The organism is Kitasatospora sp. NBC_01300 (assembly GCF_041435235.1).
GTDB lineage: Bacteria > Actinomycetota > Actinomycetes > Streptomycetales > Streptomycetaceae > Kitasatospora.
The window spans coordinates 1267266-1284918 of sequence record NZ_CP108408.1 but is presented as its reverse complement, the minus strand read 5'-3'; the positions used below and the strand labels follow the sequence as shown (position 1 = coordinate 1284918).

The following is a 17653-nucleotide window of genomic DNA, read 5'->3' as shown; positions in this document are numbered from 1 at the left end:
GAAGCCGCCCGCCATGCCACTGCACGAACCGTCGCCGTACGAGGTCCTGGGCGTTGCGCTCACGGCCGGCGTGCGCGAGATCAACCTCGCCGTCGGCCCGGCGATGAAGGCCGGCCGCTACAGCCGCCAGCAGATCCAGGACGCCGCCGCCCTGCTGCGCAACCCCGACCGGCGGCTGGAGCTGGACCTCCAGCGGCCCCTGCCGCCGGAGCCGGTCGACCAGGCCGCCGAACTGTTGGCGCCCGCCCTCGCCGAACCGCTGCTGGTCGTCGAACGCCCGCCGCTGCCGCCCGCCGCCGCCCTCCTGGTGCTGCACCGGGCCGAGGCGGCGGCCGACTTCGCCGAACCCGCCCCCGGCGGCGCCGACCCCGAACCGCCCGTCCCCGCCCGCTACGCGGCCGACCTGTCCGTGCTGCCGCAGATCGAGGTACCCGAATGACCGACACGCCGACCGCTCCCGCGCCCGCCGGACACCGGCCGCTGGACGTCCCGCAGCGCGCCCTGGAGGTCGACCTCGACCAGGCGTTCAGCCAACTGCTGTACCGGGCCTCCCTCCTGCAGCGCCTGCGGGCCGAGGAGGCGCAGACCGCCCGGGCCACCCAGCGGGACCTGCTGGGCATCCTGGTCGAGGTGGACGACGCCCTCGCCGCGCTCGGCCTGGACCGGGAGCTGGTGCTGCTCGGGCGCGGCACCGGGATCGAGGCCACCCGCCGGCGGCTGCTCGGCCGCCTCGCCAAGGCCGGGGTGCGCCCGATGCGGCTGGAGGGGCTGGCGGCGGACCCGGCGCTGACCGAGATCGTCGGCACCGAGCCGCGTCCCGGAGTGGCGCCGGAGACGGTCGTCCGGACGGTGGTCACCGGGTTCTTCTGGGAGGAGGAGGTGCTGCGCCGCGCCCAGGTCGTCGTCGCCGCGGTGCCCGAGCCCGCCCCGGTGGGGGAGCCGGTCCTCGCGGAGGACGTCGAGCGGGCCCTGGAGCCCGCACCGGAGCAGGCCGAGGCCGAGGAGGCCGGGCCCACCGAGGATCCCGCACCGGCGGATCCCGAACCTGCGGACCCCGGGCCCACGGAAGCCGAGGGTGCGGACACCGAGCTGGAGGACGGCGGCACCGAACCCGCCGTCGCGCCGGTGAACCCCGCCGCCCGGGCCACGGCGGCCCCGCCCCGGGCCCGCCGGAAGGGAACGGCCGCGGGCGGCCGGCGCAAGCGGAAGAAGTAGCCAGGACCACGAGGGGCAAGAGGGGAACGACATGTACCGCACACTCGGCATCGACCTGGGCACCACCAACTCGGTGGTGGCCCACCTGCGCCGGGGCGAGCCGGAGATCATCTTCAACCGGCAGAACCAGGAGGCCACGCCCTCCGTGGTCGGCAGCGGCCGCAAGGGCGAACTGCTGGTCGGCTCCACGGCGCGCAGCCGGGTCGCCATCGACGGCGCCAACGTGATCCGCTCGGTCAAGCGCTTCATGGGCCGCAAGTTCAAGGACCCGCAGGTCCAGGCCGCCCTCAAGGAGGTCGACTACAAGGTCACGGCAGGCACCGACGGCGACGTCAACGTCTGGTTCAACGGCCGCTCCTACACCCCGATCGAGATCTCCGCGATCATCCTGCACCGCCTCAAGGAGGACGCCGAGCAGCGCTTCGGCGAGCCCTTCCACCGGGCCGTCATCACCGTCCCCGCGTACTTCGGCGAACGGCAGGTCGCCGCCACCCAGGAGGCGGGCCGGATGGCCGGCCTGCACGTGCTGCGGATCATCAACGAGCCGACCGCCGCCGCGCTCGCCTACGGGATCACCTCCGAGGCCGGCGACGAGGGCCGGACCGTCCTGGTCTACGACCTCGGCGGCGGCACCTTCGACATCTCCATCCTGCTGCTGGTCCCCGGCTCGGTCTCGGTGCTCGGCATCGAGGGCGACAACCTGCTCGGCGGCGACGACTTCGACCGGGCCATCACCACCGCACTGCTGGAGGACATCCGCGAGGAGTACGGCGCGGACTACCAGCCCGACCTGCGGGACCGCCCCAAGATCGCCTCCACGGCCGAGACCATCAAGATCGAGCTCTCCCACCAGGAGGCCTCCGAGGTGATCCTGCCCGGCCTCGGCGCCGGCCAGCTGGTGCTGGAGACGGAGTTCGAACGGGCCCGCTTCGAGGAGCTGATCGAGGCCCAGATCGAACGCACCATCGAGCTGACCCACAAGGCCATCATGCAGGCCAACCTCACCGTCGGGGACATCGACGAGGTGGTGCTGGTCGGCGGCTCCACCGCGATCCCGCTGGTGGCCCGGCGGCTCGGCGAGGTCTTCGGGCCGCGCCGGATCCGGCGCGGCGTCAACCCGATGCAGTGCGTGGCGCTCGGCGCGGCCGTGCAGTCCGCGCTGGTCGGCGAGGTGGAGTGCCCCGAGTGCCGGGCCCCCGGCGACCTCTCCGCCTCCAACTGCGCCAACTGCGCCACCACGCTGCTCGGCGGGCCCCGGGTCTCCTGCACCGGCTGCCACCTCCCGGTCGACGCCGAGGCCGGAGCCTGCCCCAAGTGCGGCCAGGAGCTGGGAGGTTCGGCCGCCGGCGCGGCCATCCCGGCGCAGTCCCAGGCGGCCACCGCCGTGCGCAGCGACAACTGCCCGCGCTGCGGCACACCCGCCGCCCCCGGCGTCACCGCCTGCGAACTGTGCGGCGAGGCACTCAACTCCGCCGCACCCGGCCAGACCAGGGTCGGCTCGACCGCCGCCGAGGACGTCGGCCTGCGCTGCGCGGCCTGCGGCGTGGTCAACCCGCCCGGCAGCGAGGCCTGCCAGGGCTGCGGCGAGCTGATGCAGGTCACCAACCCGTTCGACATCACCCCGAAGAACCTCGGCATCGAGCTCAACGACGGCCGACTGGCCGTCATCATCCCCAAGAACACCAGCTACCCGACCAGTTCGCCGGTCAGCCGCGAGTTCGTGGTCTCCGGCAGCGGCCGCCAGCGGCTGGAGATCGCGGTCTACGAGGGCGAGCACGAGATCGCCCAGCAGAACGAGCTGATCGGCCACCTGACCCTGCGGCTGCCCGCCGGGCTCGGCGGCCGCACCCCGGTGGAGGTGTCCTTCGGTCTCGACCGGGACCGCACCATCACCCTGTCGGTGCGGATCCAGGGCGGCGGCGAGAAGACCGTCAAGCTGGAGCGCGTCACCCTCGACCCCGAGCTCAAGGTCCAGGTCGAGGAGCAGCAGCGGCAGATCGAGACCTTCACCGACCGCTGGGGCGGCGAGCTCACCGAGGCCGAGATGCGCGAGGCGCAGCGCCTCATGGACAGCCTGGACGACCTGGCCGCCGGCCAGACCCGCGGCCAGTCGGTGGACGAGGCGCTGGAGCGGGCCCAGCGCCAGCTGAAGGCCCAGCGCTGGGTGCGCGGCTCGGAGGCGTACCTCAGCCTGTTCATCCACTACTGCGAGAAGCACCTCGACCCGAGCGACCTCGACCGGCTGCGGTCGGTGGCCGCCGACCTGCGGCTGCGCCGCGAGGCGGCCGACTGGGAGGGCGCCATGCGCGCCGCCCAGCGGGCCGACGAGCTGTGCGACTCGCTCGGGCACACCTTCCGGATGCTCACCATGTGCAACGTCTACGTCAACCAGAACATGGTCTCGCCGGCGCTGGCCCAGCGGATCATGGCCGAGTTGCGCGGGCTGGACGAGGCGGTGGAGTCGGCCAACATGGAGGCCGCCAACCAGCACAGCTCGGCGCTGCTGGCGCTGTACGCGCAGGCGCAGCGGGAGCTGGGCAGCGAGCCGCTCGCGGAGTCGCTCGGCCCGGTCCGCCCGGAGGAGGCCGGTCCGCGATGAACTCCGACGTGACTCCGTCCGAGGTACCTCCGTCCGAGGTGTACCGGTCCGAGCTGTCCCCGGCCGACGTGCACCCGATCGGCGGGCGGGCTGCCGACGTTCCGCCGATCGAGGTGCTCTGCCCGCAGTGCGCCGTCCCGGCGGACCCGCAGGGCCTGCGCTGTCCGTCCTGCCGGGAGGATCTCGGCGTGCTGTTCCGGCTGCGTTACGCCGCTCGGATCGACTACAACCGGGCGCTGGCGGTGCTGGCGGCCGGCGACGGGGCGTTCGCGCTCGGACTGCTGCACCGCGCGGTGGCGGCCGAACCGGGGCTCGAACCGGCCCGGGACCTGCTGGAATGGGTGAGCGCGTCCGGGTCCGCAGGGCCGGAGCCGGGGGAGCGGGAGGACGACACGCCCTCTGAGTGACCAATTCGGCCGTTCCCGGCCTGCCATCGAGTTCGATCGGTGCGAGTGTGTTCGTCACATGGATGTTCGCTGCCCTCACAAGGAGTGACGCAATGCGTATTCGTACCACCCTCGCCGCCACCGCACTCGCCGCCGTGGCCGTCCTGGCCGGTGCCGGCACCGCCGCCGCGGGCGACGCCACCGCGAACGGTGTCGCGTTCGGTTCCCCCGGTGTGCTCTCCGGCAACCAGATCCAGATCCCGATCAACCTCGAGGCCAACGTCTGCGGCAACTCGATCGGCATCATCAGCATCCTCAACCCGGCCTTCGGCAACACCTGCGTCAACGCCTGACCCGACTGCTGGGGCCGTCCGTCGCACCCGACGGGCGGCCCCAGCATCGTGTCCGCACCCCCGTTCGGGGGTGGCGGCGCGGGGCACGCGGTGGAGACCATGGGGTCCGACCCGCACGCGCCCACCCAGGAGCCAGAACGTGCCGACCACGCCGACCCCGCGCAGCTACGCCTCCGGCACCTCGGACGTGCCGCTGCTCGGCGACACCATCGGGGAGAACCTCGACCGCGCGGTGCGCGCCTTCCCCGAACGGGACGCCCTGATCGACCGGGCCACCGCCCGCCGCTGGACGTACGCCGAACTCGCCGCCGACGTCGACGCGTTGGCCCTGGGCCTGCTCGACCTCGGCATCGCCAAGGGCGACCGGGTCGGCATCTGGGCGCCCAACTGCGCCGAGTGGACGCTCACCCAGTACGCCACCGCCAAGCTCGGCGCGATCCTGGTCACCATCAACCCGGCGTACCGCTCGCACGAGTTGGCGTACGTGCTGAACCAGGCCGGGATCCGCCTGCTGGTCGCGGCCGAGCGCTTCAAGGCCTCCGACTACGCCGGAATGATCGAGGAAGTGCGGCCCCGGTGCCCCGAGTTGGAGAGCAGGGTGCTGATCGGCGGCCCCGACTGGGACGCCCTGCTCGCCGCCGGGCGCCGCGCCGACCCCGGCCTTCTCGCGCAGCGGCAGCGGGAGTTGGCGCCGGACGACCCGATCAACATCCAGTACACCTCCGGGACCACCGGCTCCCCCAAGGGCGCGACCCTGTCGCACCACAACATCCTCAACAACGGCTACTTCGTCGGCGAACTGCTCAACTACACCGAGCAGGACCGGATCTGCGTCCCGGTGCCGTTCTACCACTGCTTCGGCATGGTGATGGCGAACCTCGCGGCCATCTCCCACGGCGCCTGCACGGTGATCCCCGCACCCTCCTTCGACCCGGGCGCCACCCTGGCCGCCGTCGCCGCCGAGCGCTGCACCTCGCTGTACGGGGTGCCCACCATGTTCATCGCCGAACTCGCCGACCCGGACTTCGCGCGCCACGACCTCACCAGCCTGCGCACCGGCATCATGGCGGGCTCCCCCTGCCCGGCCGAGGTGATGAAGGACGTCATCGGCCGGATGGGCATGGCCGAGGTCGCCATCTGCTACGGCATGACCGAGACCTCGCCCGTCTCCACCCAGACCCGCGCCGACGACACGGTCGACCGCCGGGTCTCCACCGTCGGCCGGGTCGGCCCGCACCTGGAGGTCAAGGTCGTCGACCCGGCCACCGGCCGGACCGTCCCGCGTGGCGAGCCCGGTGAACTCTGCACCCGCGGCTACTCCGTCATGCTCGGCTACTGGGGCGAGCCCGGGCGCACCGCCGAGGCCGTCGACGCCGCCCGCTGGATGCACACCGGCGACCTCGCCGTCATGGACCAGGACGGCTACCTCGCCATCACCGGCCGGATCAAGGACATGGTGATCCGCGGCGGCGAGAACCTGTACCCGCGCGAGATCGAGGAGTTCCTGTACACCCACCCCGACGTCCTCGACGTCCAGGTCGTCGGCGTGCCCGACGCCAGGTACGGCGAGGAGCTGATGGCGTGGATCCGCATGCGCGCGGGCGCCGAGCCGCTCACCGCCGACACCGTCCGCACCTACTGCGCCGGCCGGCTCGCCCACGTCAAGATCCCGCGGTACGTGCACGTGGTCGAGGAGTTCCCGATGACCGTCACCGGCAAGGTCCGCAAGGTCGAGATGCGCGCGGAGGCCGTGCGCCTGCTCGGCCTCTGACCCGACCCGCAACCGGTCGACGGGCCGCCGCCCCACCGCCGCCCGGTCCGAGCCCGCCCGTACACGCCGAACGGCCCCGGGCCGGCGGTTCTTCCGCCGGCCCGGGGCCGTTCGTCCTGCGGCTGCTTCTCCTGCGGTTACCGGGCGCCCCAGGCCTGGTCGGTGGGGACGACCTCGCGGCCGAGCGGCATGAGGGAGATCGGGATCATCTTGAGGTTTGCCCAGCCGAACGGGATGCCGATGATCGACAGGAACAGCGGGATGCTGGTCACCAGGTGCGCGATCGCCAGCCACCAGCCCGCGAAGATCAGCCAGATGACGTTCCCGACGCAGGACGCCGCCCCGGCACCCGGCTTCTCCACGGTCGTCCGTCCGAACGGCCAGAGGATGAACCCGGCGATCCGGAAGGACGCGACGCCGAACGGGATGGTCACGATCAGCACGCAGCAGATGATTCCGGCGACGGTATAGGCAATAGCCATCCAGATACCGCAGAAGATCAGCCAAATGACATTGAGGACGAACTCGATCACCTTCATGGCCGACACCTTCTCACGGCTGCTGCTCGGGGTTCCACGATCCAGCCATGCCCGCCCCCGGGCGCGTCTACGCCCTTAGGGGACGTTCCTCGGGGTTTGTTCCGGGGTCGGCGCGGGCGGACGTGCCGGGGCCGCACCCTCCGGAGGGTGCGGCCCCGGTGTGGCGGCTCGGATCAGGCCGGCGGGGTGCCGTCGGGCCAGACGCAGGGGGAGCTGACCCGGAGGGTGAGGTCGTGGCTGGCGTCGGAGACCCCGTCCAGGGTGGCGAGGAAGTCGTCCTTGGGGTTCTTCAGCCTGATCCAGTCGTTGTGGAAATTGGGGGGATCCTGAACCGGTTGGAAGCCCTGGCCGGTCAGGAATGTTCGGAAGGCGTTCACCGCCTCGGCTTTGGGCGCGGACGGGACGTCGCCGAAGTCGTATCCCCGACGGGTCTGCGTCCTGCCGTGCGGGCCGATGTCGTTGGCGTCGCATTCCATGTCGAAGAAATCGTCCGAGCTCGCGGTCGGCTTGACCGGCAGCTTGGCCAGGGTGTCGGCGAGGTAGGCGTCGATCTGCTTCTTGGCCTGGTCGAGCGTGATCGTGGACTTCGACCGCTCGTTCAAGGTCTGCACGCCGCAGGAGTTCAGGGCCAGGACGGCGACCGCCAGTACGGCGGTGGCGGTGACCCGTTTGATCAGCGGGGTGTGCTCGGTGGTGCTCATGAGACCCGCTTTCCGGCGATGATCTGACCCATGGAGGTCAGGGTGGGCGAATCGTCGTTCCAGTAGTCCGAGTGCCCCGCGTTGGGATTGGTGGGCAGGATCTGCGCGCCGAACTGGGGAACGGTGGTCTGTCGGCCGTGGATCAGGTGGTGGTCACCGTCGCCGAGGCCCCACGAGCCGGCGACGTTGTCGACGATGTTGTCCGTCATCCCGCCGGGGTCGGTGGCGGCGGCCCAGCCGATCGCGTCGGCCGGGCTCTGCGCCACGTACACGCGGGACGGGTCGATGTTCAGGTCCTTGGCGTTTTCGACGCCGCAGCCGGGGCTGGCGATGAGGACGACGTTGTCGACGGGAAGGCCCTTGTCGCGCATGGCGTAGCCCACGGTCGTGGTGCCGTAGCTGTGGGCGAGGACGGTGTTGTTCGACAGCTTCCCCTCGTGCGTGGCGTGCAGCCCGGTCTCGAAGGCGTGCAGCTTGTCCTCCGCGTTCTTCGCGTACTTGTCGTCCGCGGCCTCGGGGATGATCGTCTGCGGAGCGTCGTAGCCGACCCAGGTGATCGACGAGGTGGTGCCCGGGTCCTGCGCCTTGCGGTTGGCGTCGTCGGCCGACTTGACCATCAGATCGGAGCGGTTGATGTCACTGCCGATGCTGCCGAGCCGGGCGCCGGTGCCGGGTACGTACGTGGAGACGTTGTCGGCGGTGTCGGGGTTGTTGGCCGCGATGATCGCGTGGCCCTTGCCGTTGGTGTCGAAGCCCAGCAGGAAGGTGGGCGGGTGTTCGGCGTTGACCGGGGTGTTCAGCCGGTTCTCGATGGCCGTCACGCCCTTCAGCTTGTCTTCGAGGTCGTCGCGCTTCTGCTTCCACTCCGTGTAGTCGGGGTTCTGGACGGGCCCGCCGTTGGTCTCGGCGACGGACAGGTAGTGCTTCGGCTCCGGGCCGAGGCTGTCGAGCTGGTGTTGGAGGTCCTGTTTGCCGCGCTGGAGGTTGATCCGGTTGGCCTGGTCCCGGGCGAGCGCGGGGACGCCGTCGAGGGCGCCGACCTGATCGGGGTGGTTGAGGATCATCCGGTGCTGCTGCTCGTCGGTCAGGCCGTTCCACCAGCCCTTGACGCTGTTCGGGTCGGTGCCGGCGGCGGGGACCTGTTCGAGCGCGTTCGCGGCGGCCAGGTCGGTCTTCGCCGTGGCGGCGTCGAGCCCGGTGCCGTCGCTCGCGTTGCCGGCCAGGTGGGCGAGCCGGGCGCTGATCGTCTGGTCCGCGTGGGCGGCTTCGGTGAGCGCGGCCGTGATCCGGCTGCTGATCTGCTGGGCCTGCGACTCGGCGTCGGTGCCGGCGAAGGTGGCGGATCCGGGGTCGTTGTCCCAGGTGATCCCGCCGTCGGCGGCGACGGTCAGCTTGTGGGTCTTGGCGTCGTCGAGGGCGTTGATCAGGTGCGCCTGGGCGGCGGCGAAGCCCTCGGCCGCGTCGTGCAAGGCCCTGCTGACGAGGCCGATCTCCTGTTGGGCGGCCTGGAGTTCGTTCTCCAGGAGCTGGATCCGGGCCTGGGCGTGACCGGCGGCGTTCCCGGTCCACTGCGAGTGGTTCAGCCGGTCGACGACCTCGTGCTGCCAGTTCTCCACGTGCTGGCCGAAGGCGGTGGCCAGGGTGTCGAAGGCGGTCTTCGCGGTGGTGAGGTTGATGAGGTCGGCGTCGTGGAGGGTCTTGATGTCCATCGCCTACTCGGCCGCCTTCGCGCCGGCGGGCTTCACGGGGCCCGGGACGAAGGTCGTGCTGAAGGGGTCCGGTTCGTCGGGGACCGGTGCGGCCGGGTTCCGCATGCTCCCGTGGATGTCCTTCTCGACCTGGCGGTAGTAGGCGGCCGACGTGGCGAGCTTGGTGCCGACGTCGCCCATGTCGCCGCCGAGCTTGTCCAGCAGCGTCTTCCAGTTCGTGCCGCAGTTCTGGATGGCGGCGGCGGTGAGCCAGCCCTTCAGGCCCCCGGCGGCCTGGTTGCACGGATCGGTGATCTTCGAGGTCTCGCCCGGTATGAGACCGCCGATGTGCTGAGCGCTCTGTCCGCAGCCGTCCAGTTCGGCTGGGTTGACCTTGAACTCCAAGGCCAGATCAGGACCTGCCATGTCTTTCCCCCACTGATGAGCTCCCGGGCCGGCGCGCCGCCCGGGTCCGTGTCGACAAACTGCTGACGGATGCTAACGGATCGATCTTCCGGCGGTGGGGAGGGCATGGGCCGGGCGACCCGCCCCGGCTCGGCCGGTGGGCGCGGCTCGGGATACCCTGCGGGGGTAACTGGTGGCGAGGTCGGTCGGGAGGTGGACGATGGCGGAGCCGCGTCCGACCGTCCCCCGGGCCCTGCGCCTGCTGCTCCTCGCGGCGCTCCTGCTCGGCATCGTGACGATGCACACGCTCGGCCATCCGGCCGCCGGCGGGCACGGGGTGGAGCACGGGACGGACCACGGGCCGACGCGGCACGCCGTGAGCGCCGGTCACCCGGCGGGCGCCGGGGAGACGGTGCACACCGCGGCGGCCGACGGCATGGATCCGATGACGGTGTGTCTGGCCGTGCTCGCCGGCTGGACGTTGCTGCTCCTCGCCGCCGGCCCCCTGCTGCGGCACGGCGGTGACGCCGCCGCCGAGGTGAGGGCCCGGCTGCTGCGGGCCGTTCGCGCGTTGCCGCCGCCCGGAGGCGGGCGGATCCTCCTCGCCCGGTTGTCGGTGCTGCGTCAGTAGGCGTACGCCGGCCGCCCCGGGTCCGCGCTCCGGCGCGGGCGGGACGGCCGTCGCGACGTCCTGCTCACCCACACCCACCGCACGAGGTGCACTCCGTCATGCGCACACCCACCCGTCGTACCGTGCTCGGCGCGGCGCTCGCCGCCGCCGGCACCGGTCTGCTCGCCGCCTGTTCCGCCGATCCGATGAAGGGCATGGACCATGGGGGCGCCGCCCCCACCACCCCGGGCGGCTTCGTCGCCCCCGGCGGCCCCGAGGTCGCCGCCGCCGAGGCGCGGCGCGGGCCCGGGCCGGAGCGCAAGGTCGCGCTCACCGCCACCGAGACGATGCTCGACCTGGGCGGACGCACCGTCCGCAGCTGGGCGTACGGCGACCGCCTGCCCGGCCGGGCGGTGCGCGCCACGGTCGGCGAGACGCTCGCCGTCAGTCTCGCCAACCACCTTCCGCAGCCCACCTCGTTGCACTGGCACGGCCTCGCGCTGCGCAACGACATGGACGGCGTACCCGGGCTCACCCAGGACGCGGTGCGGGCGGGCGCCGGCTTCGAGTACCGCTTCGCGCTCGCCCACCCGGGGACGTACTGGTTCCACCCGCACTCCGGCGTCCAGCAGGACCGCGGCCTGTACGCGCCGCTGATCGTCGAGGACCCGAGGGAGCCGCTGCGCTACGACCAGGAGTGGGTCGTCGTCCTGGACGACTGGGTGGACGGGGTCGACGGCAGCACCCCGGACGCCGTGCTCGCCGAACTCACCCGGGGCATGGGCGGGATGGACCGCGCGGGGATGGACCACCCGGCGATGGGCGGCCACGACATGGCAGCCATGGGCGGCGCTCCAACCGGTGCCCCGAGCACCGCCCCGCCCGCCGCCGGCCCGTCCCGGATGCTGATGGGTGCCCGCAGCGCGCTGCTCGGCGGCGACGCGGGCGACGTCGGCCACCCGTTCCACCTGGTCAACGGCCGGCTCGCCGGCGCGCCCGAGACCTTCACCGCCAAGCCCGGCGACCGGGTCCGGATCCGGCTGATCAACGCGGGCGGCGACACCGCCTACCGGGTCGCGCTGGGCGGCCACGAGTTGACCGTCACCCACACCGACGGCTTCCCGGTCGAGCCGGCCACCACCCAGGCGCTGCTGCTCGGCATGGGCGAGCGCTACGACGTGCTGGTGACCGTCCAGGACGGCGTTTTCCCGCTGACCGCGCTCGCCGAGGGCAAGAACGCCGCCGCACTCGCCCTGCTGCGCACCGGCGGCGGCGCCGCGCCGGACGCCTCGGTGCGCCCGGCGGAGCTGGACGGCAGGCTGCTCGGCGCGGCACAGCTCAAGGCCGACCCGAGCGTGCGACTGCCCGCCAGGGCGCCGGACCGGACGGTGCGGCTGGAGCTCACCGGCGGCATGGCGAAGGCCGACTGGGCGTTCAACGGCCGCCGGTACGACCCGGCGCAGCGTTACCCGGTGGCGGCGGGGGAGCGGGTGCGGCTGGAGTTCCGCAACACCACGAGCATGTGGCACCCCGTCCACCTGCACGGCCACACCTTCGCGCTGCCCGGTGACGGGCCCCGCAAGGACACCGCGATCGTGCTGCCGGGCGCGACGCTCGCCGTCGACTTCGACGCCGACAATCCGGGCCTGTGGATGGTGCACTGCCACAACGTCTACCACGCGGAGACGGGCATGATGACCGTCCTCGGTTACCGGGCCTGACCTTCGCGGCACGCGGCGTCGGGGCGGGGGAGCGGCCCTGCCCCGACGCCGCGTGCCGCCGGTCGGAGCCCCGTCGCGGGCGCACTGTCACCGGCCGCACCACCCGCCGCGACCTGCGGAGCAATGACGCTTTCTTAACGCGGGGCGATGACGCGTCCTTAACGCCGGTCGCATAGCCTGTCGCACTGCCGTCGCCCGACGGCGCTTTTACGGGGTCTTTAACAAGAGGTGCAAGGTGGTTTCGTCGGGTTCGACGGAGGCGGCGACGGCGGAACCGTCGTCGGCGCGAATACGGTTGCGGGGCTGGCTGCTGGAGGGCGTGTCGGCGGACAAGCCGGCCACCGGGCAGGCCGGTCAGGACGGTTCGCAGGGCGGCGCGCAGGCGGGGGACTCCGGCGCGCACAAGGGCCGGCGCTGGTGGCGGGTGATGTGCCTGACCGGCCTGGACTACTTCTCCACGCTCGGCTATCAGCCGGGCATCGCCGCCCTGGCGGCGGGCGTGCTGTCGCCGATCGCGACGATCGTGCTGGTGGTCGTCACCCTGCTGGGCGCGCTGCCGGTCTACCGGCGGGTCGCGCAGGAGAGCCCGCGGGGTGAGGGCTCGATCGCCATGCTGGAGCGGCTGTTGTCGTTCTGGAAGGGCAAACTGTTCGTCCTGGCGCTGCTCGGTTTCGCGGCGACGGACTTCCTCATCACGATCACCCTGTCGGCCGCCGACGCGAGCGCGCACCTGGTGGAGAACCCGCACCTGACCAGCGTCCTCGGCGGCAAGCAGGTGCTGATCACGCTGATCCTGGTCGCGCTGCTCGGCGCGGTGTTCCTGAAGGGCTTCAGCGAGGCGATCGGCCTGGCGGTGGCCCTGGTCGGGGTCTACCTGGCGCTGAACGTGGTCGTGGTGGCCGTCGGCATCTGGAAGATCATCGAGGCGCCGCACGTGGTCACGGACTGGACCAGTGCGCTGACCGCCCAGCACGGCAACCCGGTGATCATGGTGGGCGTGGCGCTGGTGGTCTTCCCGAAGCTGGCGCTCGGCCTGTCCGGCTTCGAGACCGGCGTCGCCGTGATGCCGCACATCGAGGGTGACCCGGACGACACCGAGGAGAAGCCCACCGGCCGGATCCGCGGCACCCGCAAGCTGCTCACCACGGCCGCCGTGATCATGAGCTGCTTCCTGATCACCACCAGCTTCATCACCACCCTGCTGATCCCGGCCGACCAGTTCAAGCCCGGCGGTGACGCGAACGGCCGCGCCCTCGCCTACCTGGCCCACGAGTACCTGGGCGGCACCTTCGGCAGCGTCTACGACCTGTCCACCATCGCCATCCTCTGGTTCGCCGGCGCCTCCGCCATGGCGGGCATGCTCAACCTGCTGCCGCGCTACCTGCCCCGCTACGGCATGGCCCCGCACTGGGCGCGTGCGGTGCGGCCGATGGTGATCGTGCTGACCCTGATCGGCTTCCTGGTCACTTGGCTGTTCGACGCCGACGTGGACGCCCAGGGCGGCGCGTACGCGACCGGTGTGCTGGTGCTGATCAGTTCGGCGGCCATCGCCGTCACCATCGCCGCGTACAAGGCGAAGCAGCGGGGCTGGACCACCGCCTTCGCGATCATCGCGGCGATCTTCCTGTACACCACCGTGCTGAACTGCCTGGAGCGGCCGGACGGTCTGAAGATCGGCGCCTGCTTCATCGCCGGCATCATCCTGGTCTCGCTGCTCTCCCGGCTGCGCCGCGCCTTCGAGTTGCGCGTCACCGACGTGGTACTGGACGACGTGGCGGAACGTTTCGTCAGGGACTACGCGCACCGCCCGCTGCGGCTGATCGCCAACGAGCCGACCCGCCGCGACGTCGCCGAGTACCGCGACAAGATCCGCCAGATCCGCGCCGACAACGACATCCCCGGTGAGGACGACCTGGTCTTCGTCGAGGTGACCGTCCGGGACGCCTCCGACTTCGAGACCGAGCTGACCGTGCGCGGCGAGGTGCTGCACGGCCGCTACCGGGTGCTGACACTGGAGAGCTCCAGCATCCCGAACGCGATCGCCGCGCTGGCCCTCACCATCCGGGACCGCACCGGGCAGCAGCCGCACCTCTACTTCGAGTGGACCGAGGGCAACCCCTTCGCCCAGTTCCTGCGGTTCTTCCTGTTCGGCCAGGGCGAGGTGGCCCCGGTCACCCGCGAGGTGCTGCGCGAGGCCGAACCCGACCGCAGCCGCCGCCCGCGCGTCCACGTCGGCTGACGCTCCGCCGCACGACGTCGTCGGCCCGCCCGGTCCTGTGCGACCGGGCGGGCCGACTGCTGTGCGGGAGCCGGGTTCAGGACGGCAGGCGCAGCGCGGTGCCCGGCTGGATGAGGTCGGGGTCGTCGCCGATGGCGGCGCGGTTGAGCGCGTAGAGGGCCGGCCAGCCGCCGGGCACGCGCAGGGTTTCGGCGATGTCGCCCAGGGTGTCGCCCTCGCGGACCGTCCACCCGCCGTCGCCGGCCTCGGCGCCGGCGCCGGCGCCGGCGCCGTCAGCGGCAGGCGCGGGTGCGGGTGCGGGCGGCGGGGGAAGGGCGGCGTCGCGCTCGCGGTCGTGGCCGCGGGTGGCGCGGGCGCCGCAGGCGGGCCAGGGGGAGAGGCCGCGCCGCCCGGCGAGGTGCTGGGCCACCGCGATCTGCTCCTCGCGGCTGGCGAGGTCGGCGCGCGGTGCGTAGGCGAGGCCGCCGTTGTCGCGCCAGGTGGGGGTGTCGAACTGGAGGCCGCCGAAGTAGCCGTTGCCGCTGTTGACGTGCCAGTTGCCGCTGCTCTCGCAGGCCGCCACGCTCTCCCAGTCGTACCTCCCTCCGTCGTACCCCCGGCCGGGGTCGGTGCCCGGGCCGCGGCCCGGGGGAGCGGCCTGGGCCGCGGGAGCGGTGAGGGCCACGGCGAGCACGCACAGGGCGGCGGGGACGAGGCGGCGAAGACGAACGGTGGGAGGCATCGGCGGCTCTCAGCTTCGGGAACAGGGCGTGCACCGCCCGGAGGCGGCGCACACCAACCGACGCACGCCGGGTGGGGCGCGTCGCCTCCGACACGTCCGGCAGGTCACCCGCTCGGCCGCCCCGGACCACCCCGTCGGCCCGCGGCCATCCGGCCCCGCCCGCCGTCCCGGAACCGTAAGGACCCGTGCCGCCGCGTGGACCCTAGAGTGGCCGGGACGCCTCCCCGAGGAAGGGTACGAACGATGACGATCGATCAGGGAACCGGTGCTCCGCGCGCCGAACTGGGCGTGATCGGCGGCTCAGGGCTCTACGCGCTGCTCGACGACGTGACCGAACTGCGCGTCGACACGCCGTACGGGCCGCCCAGCGACGCGCTGTTCCTGGGCGAGGTGGCCGGCCGCCGGGTCGCCTTCCTCCCCCGGCACGGGCGCGGCCACGGCCTGCCGCCGCACCGGATCGACTACCGGGCCAACCTGTGGGCGCTGCACTCCCTGGGCGTGCGCCAGGTGCTCGCACCGTGCGCCGTCGGCGGGCTGCGCCCGGAGTACGGGCCCGGCACGCTGCTGGTGCCCGACCAGTTCGTCGACCGCACCTCCGGCCGGGTGCAGACCTACTACGACGGCCTGCCGCTGCCCGGCGGGGCGGTGCCCGAGGTGGTGCACGTCTCGATGGCCGACCCGTACTGCCCGGACGGGCGGCGCGCCGCCCTGGACGCCGCCCGGGACGCGGCCTGGGAGCCGGTGGACGGCGGCACCCTGGTGGTGATCGAGGGCCCGCGCTTCTCCACCCGCGCCGAGTCCCGCTGGTTCACCGCGAACGGCTGGTCGGTGGTCGGCATGACCGGTCACCCGGAGGCCGTCCTCGCCCGCGAACTCGGCCTCTGCTACACCTCGTTGGCGCTGGTCACCGACCTCGACGCGGGCGTGGAGAGCGGCGAGGGCGTCACCCATGCCGAGGTGCTGGAGGTCTTCGCCGGAAACGTCGACCGGCTGCGCACGGTGCTGTTCAAGGCGCTGGAGAGCCTGCCCGCCGTCCGGGACTGCGTCTGCTCGCACGCGCTGGACGGGCTCACGACGGGTCTGCCGGGCGTCTGACCCGCGGGCGACGCCGCCACCACCGGACGAGTGCGAACAGCAGCACCGGCCCGGCGGTGGCGGCCAGCACCAGCAGCCAGTTGCGCAGGTACGGCAGCGGCAGGAGGGAGGAGTTGCCGTGGTTCTCGCCGTCCCGCAGCACCGCCGGCAGCCCGATCGCGCTCACCGCCGCCGCGACGACCAGCCAGCCGCGCAACGCCCAGTCGCGCGCCAGTCGCGCGCCGACCAGGCAGAGCAGCGGCACCCACAGCCCGTCGTGCAGCAGCACCCCGCCCACCGCCCAGACCAGCACGTCGAGCGGGGCGGTGATGTAGGAGTCGGTGAGCAGGCCCGACAGGCCGAAGCCGATCAGGGCGAGGCCGCCGAGCAGCAGTACCGCGCGCAGCCACCGGGGCATCAGATCACCTCCAGGCGCGCGACCCACTTGGTCTGCAGCACCCCCGGCCGGTTGGGCGCGATGATCCGCGCCGGGAATCCGTGGTCCGCCGTCAGCACCTCGCCGTTGATCCGCAGGGCGAGCAGGGTGAGCGGGTCGACGGCGTACTCGGCGGGCATCCGCATCTCGCGGTACGGGCCGTCCGCCTCCAGCGAGGTGATCAGCAGGCCCGAGCCGGCCGGGGCCCCCGCCCGGACCAGCAGATCGGCCACCCGCACCCCGGTCCAGCGCGCCGAGAAGCTCCACCCCTCCACACAGGAGATCGGCAAGTGCACGTCGTACTGGGGGAGTTGGTTCAGCTCGGCGAGGGAGAGCCGGTACGGCTGCGGGCCGTCCACCCGGAGCCGCCAGTCGGCCGGCACGGTGACCGTCCCGGCCTGCGCGGCGGTCCGGTTGACCGGCAGCCCCTGCGGGCCCAGGTCGGGGCGGCGCGGGGCCAGCAGGACCAGCCGGCGCAGGAAGGGGACGGTCTGCCCGGCCGTGGTGAGCGTGACCACACCCACCGCGGCCGTCACGGCGGCGAGGAACGCCCGCCGCTGCGGCAGCCCGGCCGCCGGGCGGCGCCAGTGCCGTGCGATCACCGGGCCCTTGGCCGCGAGGTGGACGAACAGGCCGCCGGTGGCCAGCCAGGCCAGCCAGAAGTGCGTCTGGCGGAACGGGAACGGCCACGGATACCACTGCAGGGTGTCGAACAGCCCGGTGAACAGCTCCAGCAGCATCGCCGCGACCAGCACGAAGATCCCCAGCCGCTCCAGCGCGTGCGCCGCGCCGCGCACCGGCGGCCACGCGAACAACTGCGGGTAGACCGTCCACAGCTTCGCCCCCAGCAACGGGACGGCCGCCAGGCCGCTGATCACGTGCAGCCCCTGGGTCACCCGGTAGCCGTTCACCGGGCGGCTCAACAGATACGGCGTCAGCCAGCCGGGCGGGTCCTGGAGGGCGTGGCTGACCAGCCCGGTCAGGAAGCACACCAGCAGCGCGGAGCCCAGCCAGCGGCCGAGCACCACGGCGGTGCGCGGCTCGTGCAGCGCCGAGCGGAATCGCGGAAGGAGGTTCGGAGTCACCCGTCCATAGAACCGCCGGGCCCCGGTTTCGCGGCGGTACGACGTGCTTACGGAATCCGAACGGCGCCACGCCGCTGCGGTCGCGCGCCGCCGCCCGGTGGCAGGGTGGG

General features: G+C 72.7%; 17 protein-coding genes. 10 read left to right on the top strand and 7 right to left on the bottom strand.

The window, feature by feature from the left end:
* The first annotated feature begins 13 nt into the window (after window positions 1–13).
* The 6 genes from OG556_RS05505 (at window position 14) to OG556_RS05480 (ending at window position 6324) form a co-directional block, all read left to right on the top strand.
* Window positions 14–439 (top strand): hypothetical protein, encoded by a 426-nt coding sequence (locus OG556_RS05505; RefSeq protein WP_350883251.1) that lies wholly within the window; start codon window positions 14–16, stop codon window positions 437–439.
* A complete protein-coding gene (locus OG556_RS05500; protein WP_363585954.1) occupies window positions 436–1215 on the top strand; it encodes a nucleotide exchange factor GrpE in 780 nt (259 codons plus the stop codon). The genes OG556_RS05505 and OG556_RS05500 overlap by 4 nt, the downstream gene beginning before the upstream one ends.
* Before the next feature lie 31 nt (window positions 1216–1246).
* The gene (locus OG556_RS05495; protein ID WP_371516121.1) at window positions 1247–3814 is read left to right on the top strand and encodes an Hsp70 family protein; all 2568 of its coding nucleotides are present in this window, start codon (window positions 1247–1249) and stop codon (window positions 3812–3814) included.
* Window positions 3811–4221 (top strand): hypothetical protein, encoded by a 411-nt coding sequence (locus OG556_RS05490; protein ID WP_371516120.1) that lies wholly within the window; start codon window positions 3811–3813, stop codon window positions 4219–4221. Before OG556_RS05495 ends, OG556_RS05490 begins: the two co-directional genes overlap by 4 nt.
* Before the next feature lie 92 nt (window positions 4222–4313).
* Window positions 4314–4553: a chaplin gene (locus tag OG556_RS05485; RefSeq protein WP_363585957.1), complete on the top strand. Its 240-nt coding sequence runs from the start codon at window positions 4314–4316 to the stop codon at window positions 4551–4553.
* 139 nt (window positions 4554–4692) lie between these two features.
* The gene (locus OG556_RS05480; protein WP_371516119.1) at window positions 4693–6324 is read left to right on the top strand and encodes an AMP-binding protein; all 1632 of its coding nucleotides are present in this window, start codon (window positions 4693–4695) and stop codon (window positions 6322–6324) included.
* A 137-nt stretch (window positions 6325–6461) separates the two neighbouring features.
* On the opposite strand, the gene OG556_RS05475 is transcribed toward OG556_RS05480, so the two are convergent.
* From OG556_RS05475 to OG556_RS05460, 4 genes are all read right to left on the bottom strand, one after another.
* Window positions 6462–6863 carry a YccF domain-containing protein gene (locus tag OG556_RS05475; RefSeq protein WP_063346584.1) on the bottom strand — a complete coding sequence of 134 codons (402 nt, stop codon included), beginning with the start codon at window positions 6861–6863 and terminating at the stop codon, window positions 6462–6464.
* 173 nt (window positions 6864–7036) lie between these two features.
* Window positions 7037–7564: a hypothetical protein gene (locus OG556_RS05470; RefSeq protein ID WP_371516118.1), complete on the bottom strand. Its 528-nt coding sequence runs from the start codon at window positions 7562–7564 to the stop codon at window positions 7037–7039.
* Entirely contained in the window at window positions 7561–9273 is a 1713-nt protein-coding gene (locus tag OG556_RS05465) for an alpha/beta hydrolase (RefSeq protein ID WP_371516117.1), read from the bottom strand. Before OG556_RS05465 ends, OG556_RS05470 begins: the two co-directional genes overlap by 4 nt.
* A gap of 3 nt (window positions 9274–9276) precedes the next feature.
* Entirely contained in the window at window positions 9277–9678 is a 402-nt protein-coding gene (locus OG556_RS05460; protein WP_363585961.1) for a hypothetical protein, read from the bottom strand.
* A 199-nt stretch (window positions 9679–9877) separates the two neighbouring features.
* Between OG556_RS05460 and OG556_RS05455 the strand changes: the two genes are divergently transcribed.
* The 3 genes from OG556_RS05455 (at window position 9878) to OG556_RS05445 (ending at window position 14227) form a co-directional block, all read left to right on the top strand.
* Window positions 9878–10288, top strand: coding sequence for a DUF6153 family protein (locus OG556_RS05455; RefSeq protein ID WP_363585962.1), 411 nt, complete (start codon window positions 9878–9880; stop codon window positions 10286–10288).
* Window positions 10289–10386: 98 nt separating this feature from the next.
* Window positions 10387–11988 carry a multicopper oxidase family protein gene (locus OG556_RS05450; protein ID WP_371516116.1) on the top strand — a complete coding sequence of 534 codons (1602 nt, stop codon included), beginning with the start codon at window positions 10387–10389 and terminating at the stop codon, window positions 11986–11988.
* A 235-nt stretch (window positions 11989–12223) separates the two neighbouring features.
* Window positions 12224–14227: an amino acid transporter gene (locus tag OG556_RS05445; protein WP_363627536.1), complete on the top strand. Its 2004-nt coding sequence runs from the start codon at window positions 12224–12226 to the stop codon at window positions 14225–14227.
* 76 nt (window positions 14228–14303) lie between these two features.
* On the opposite strand, the gene OG556_RS05440 is transcribed toward OG556_RS05445, so the two are convergent.
* Entirely contained in the window at window positions 14304–14948 is a 645-nt protein-coding gene (locus OG556_RS05440) for a transglycosylase family protein (protein ID WP_371516115.1), read from the bottom strand.
* Between the two features lie 243 nt (window positions 14949–15191).
* Between OG556_RS05440 and OG556_RS05435 the strand changes: the two genes are divergently transcribed.
* Window positions 15192–16043, top strand: coding sequence for an S-methyl-5'-thioadenosine phosphorylase (locus OG556_RS05435; protein WP_371516114.1), 852 nt, complete (start codon window positions 15192–15194; stop codon window positions 16041–16043).
* Here the strand turns inward: OG556_RS05435 and OG556_RS05430 are convergent.
* Window positions 16018–16440 (bottom strand): hypothetical protein, encoded by a 423-nt coding sequence (locus OG556_RS05430; protein ID WP_363579888.1) that lies wholly within the window; start codon window positions 16438–16440, stop codon window positions 16018–16020. The two genes, OG556_RS05435 and OG556_RS05430, sit on opposite strands and share 26 nt — an antisense overlap.
* Window positions 16440–17543, bottom strand: a complete 1104-nt coding sequence (locus tag OG556_RS05425; RefSeq protein ID WP_363579889.1) for a molybdopterin-dependent oxidoreductase — start codon at window positions 17541–17543, stop codon at window positions 16440–16442. Before OG556_RS05425 ends, OG556_RS05430 begins: the two co-directional genes overlap by 1 nt.
* Between the last annotated feature and the right edge of the window lie 110 nt (window positions 17544–17653).

Bases quoted from the DNA above. Each gene is read 5' to 3' on its own strand.
- OG556_RS05435 (WP_371516114.1), top strand. From the start codon at position 15,192: ATGACGATCGATCAGGGAACCGGTGCTCCGCGCGCCGAACTGGGCGTG.
- OG556_RS05500 (WP_363585954.1), top strand. From the start codon at position 436: ATGACCGACACGCCGACCGCTCCCGCGCCCGCCGGACACCGGCCGCTG.
- OG556_RS05505 (WP_350883251.1), top strand. From the start codon at position 14: ATGCCACTGCACGAACCGTCGCCGTACGAGGTCCTGGGCGTTGCGCTC.
- OG556_RS05450 (WP_371516116.1), top strand. From the start codon at position 10,387: ATGCGCACACCCACCCGTCGTACCGTGCTCGGCGCGGCGCTCGCCGCC.
- OG556_RS05455 (WP_363585962.1), top strand. From the start codon at position 9,878: ATGGCGGAGCCGCGTCCGACCGTCCCCCGGGCCCTGCGCCTGCTGCTC.
- OG556_RS05430 (WP_363579888.1), bottom strand. From the start codon at position 16,440: ATGCCCCGGTGGCTGCGCGCGGTACTGCTGCTCGGCGGCCTCGCCCTG.
- OG556_RS05485 (WP_363585957.1), top strand. From the start codon at position 4,314: ATGCGTATTCGTACCACCCTCGCCGCCACCGCACTCGCCGCCGTGGCC.
- OG556_RS05495 (WP_371516121.1), top strand. From the start codon at position 1,247: ATGTACCGCACACTCGGCATCGACCTGGGCACCACCAACTCGGTGGTG.
- OG556_RS05465 (WP_371516117.1), bottom strand. From the start codon at position 9,273: ATGGACATCAAGACCCTCCACGACGCCGACCTCATCAACCTCACCACC.
- OG556_RS05470 (WP_371516118.1), bottom strand. From the start codon at position 7,564: ATGAGCACCACCGAGCACACCCCGCTGATCAAACGGGTCACCGCCACC.
- OG556_RS05475 (WP_063346584.1), bottom strand. From the start codon at position 6,863: ATGAAGGTGATCGAGTTCGTCCTCAATGTCATTTGGCTGATCTTCTGC.
- OG556_RS05490 (WP_371516120.1), top strand. From the start codon at position 3,811: ATGAACTCCGACGTGACTCCGTCCGAGGTACCTCCGTCCGAGGTGTAC.
- OG556_RS05440 (WP_371516115.1), bottom strand. From the start codon at position 14,948: ATGCCTCCCACCGTTCGTCTTCGCCGCCTCGTCCCCGCCGCCCTGTGC.
- OG556_RS05460 (WP_363585961.1), bottom strand. From the start codon at position 9,678: ATGGCAGGTCCTGATCTGGCCTTGGAGTTCAAGGTCAACCCAGCCGAA.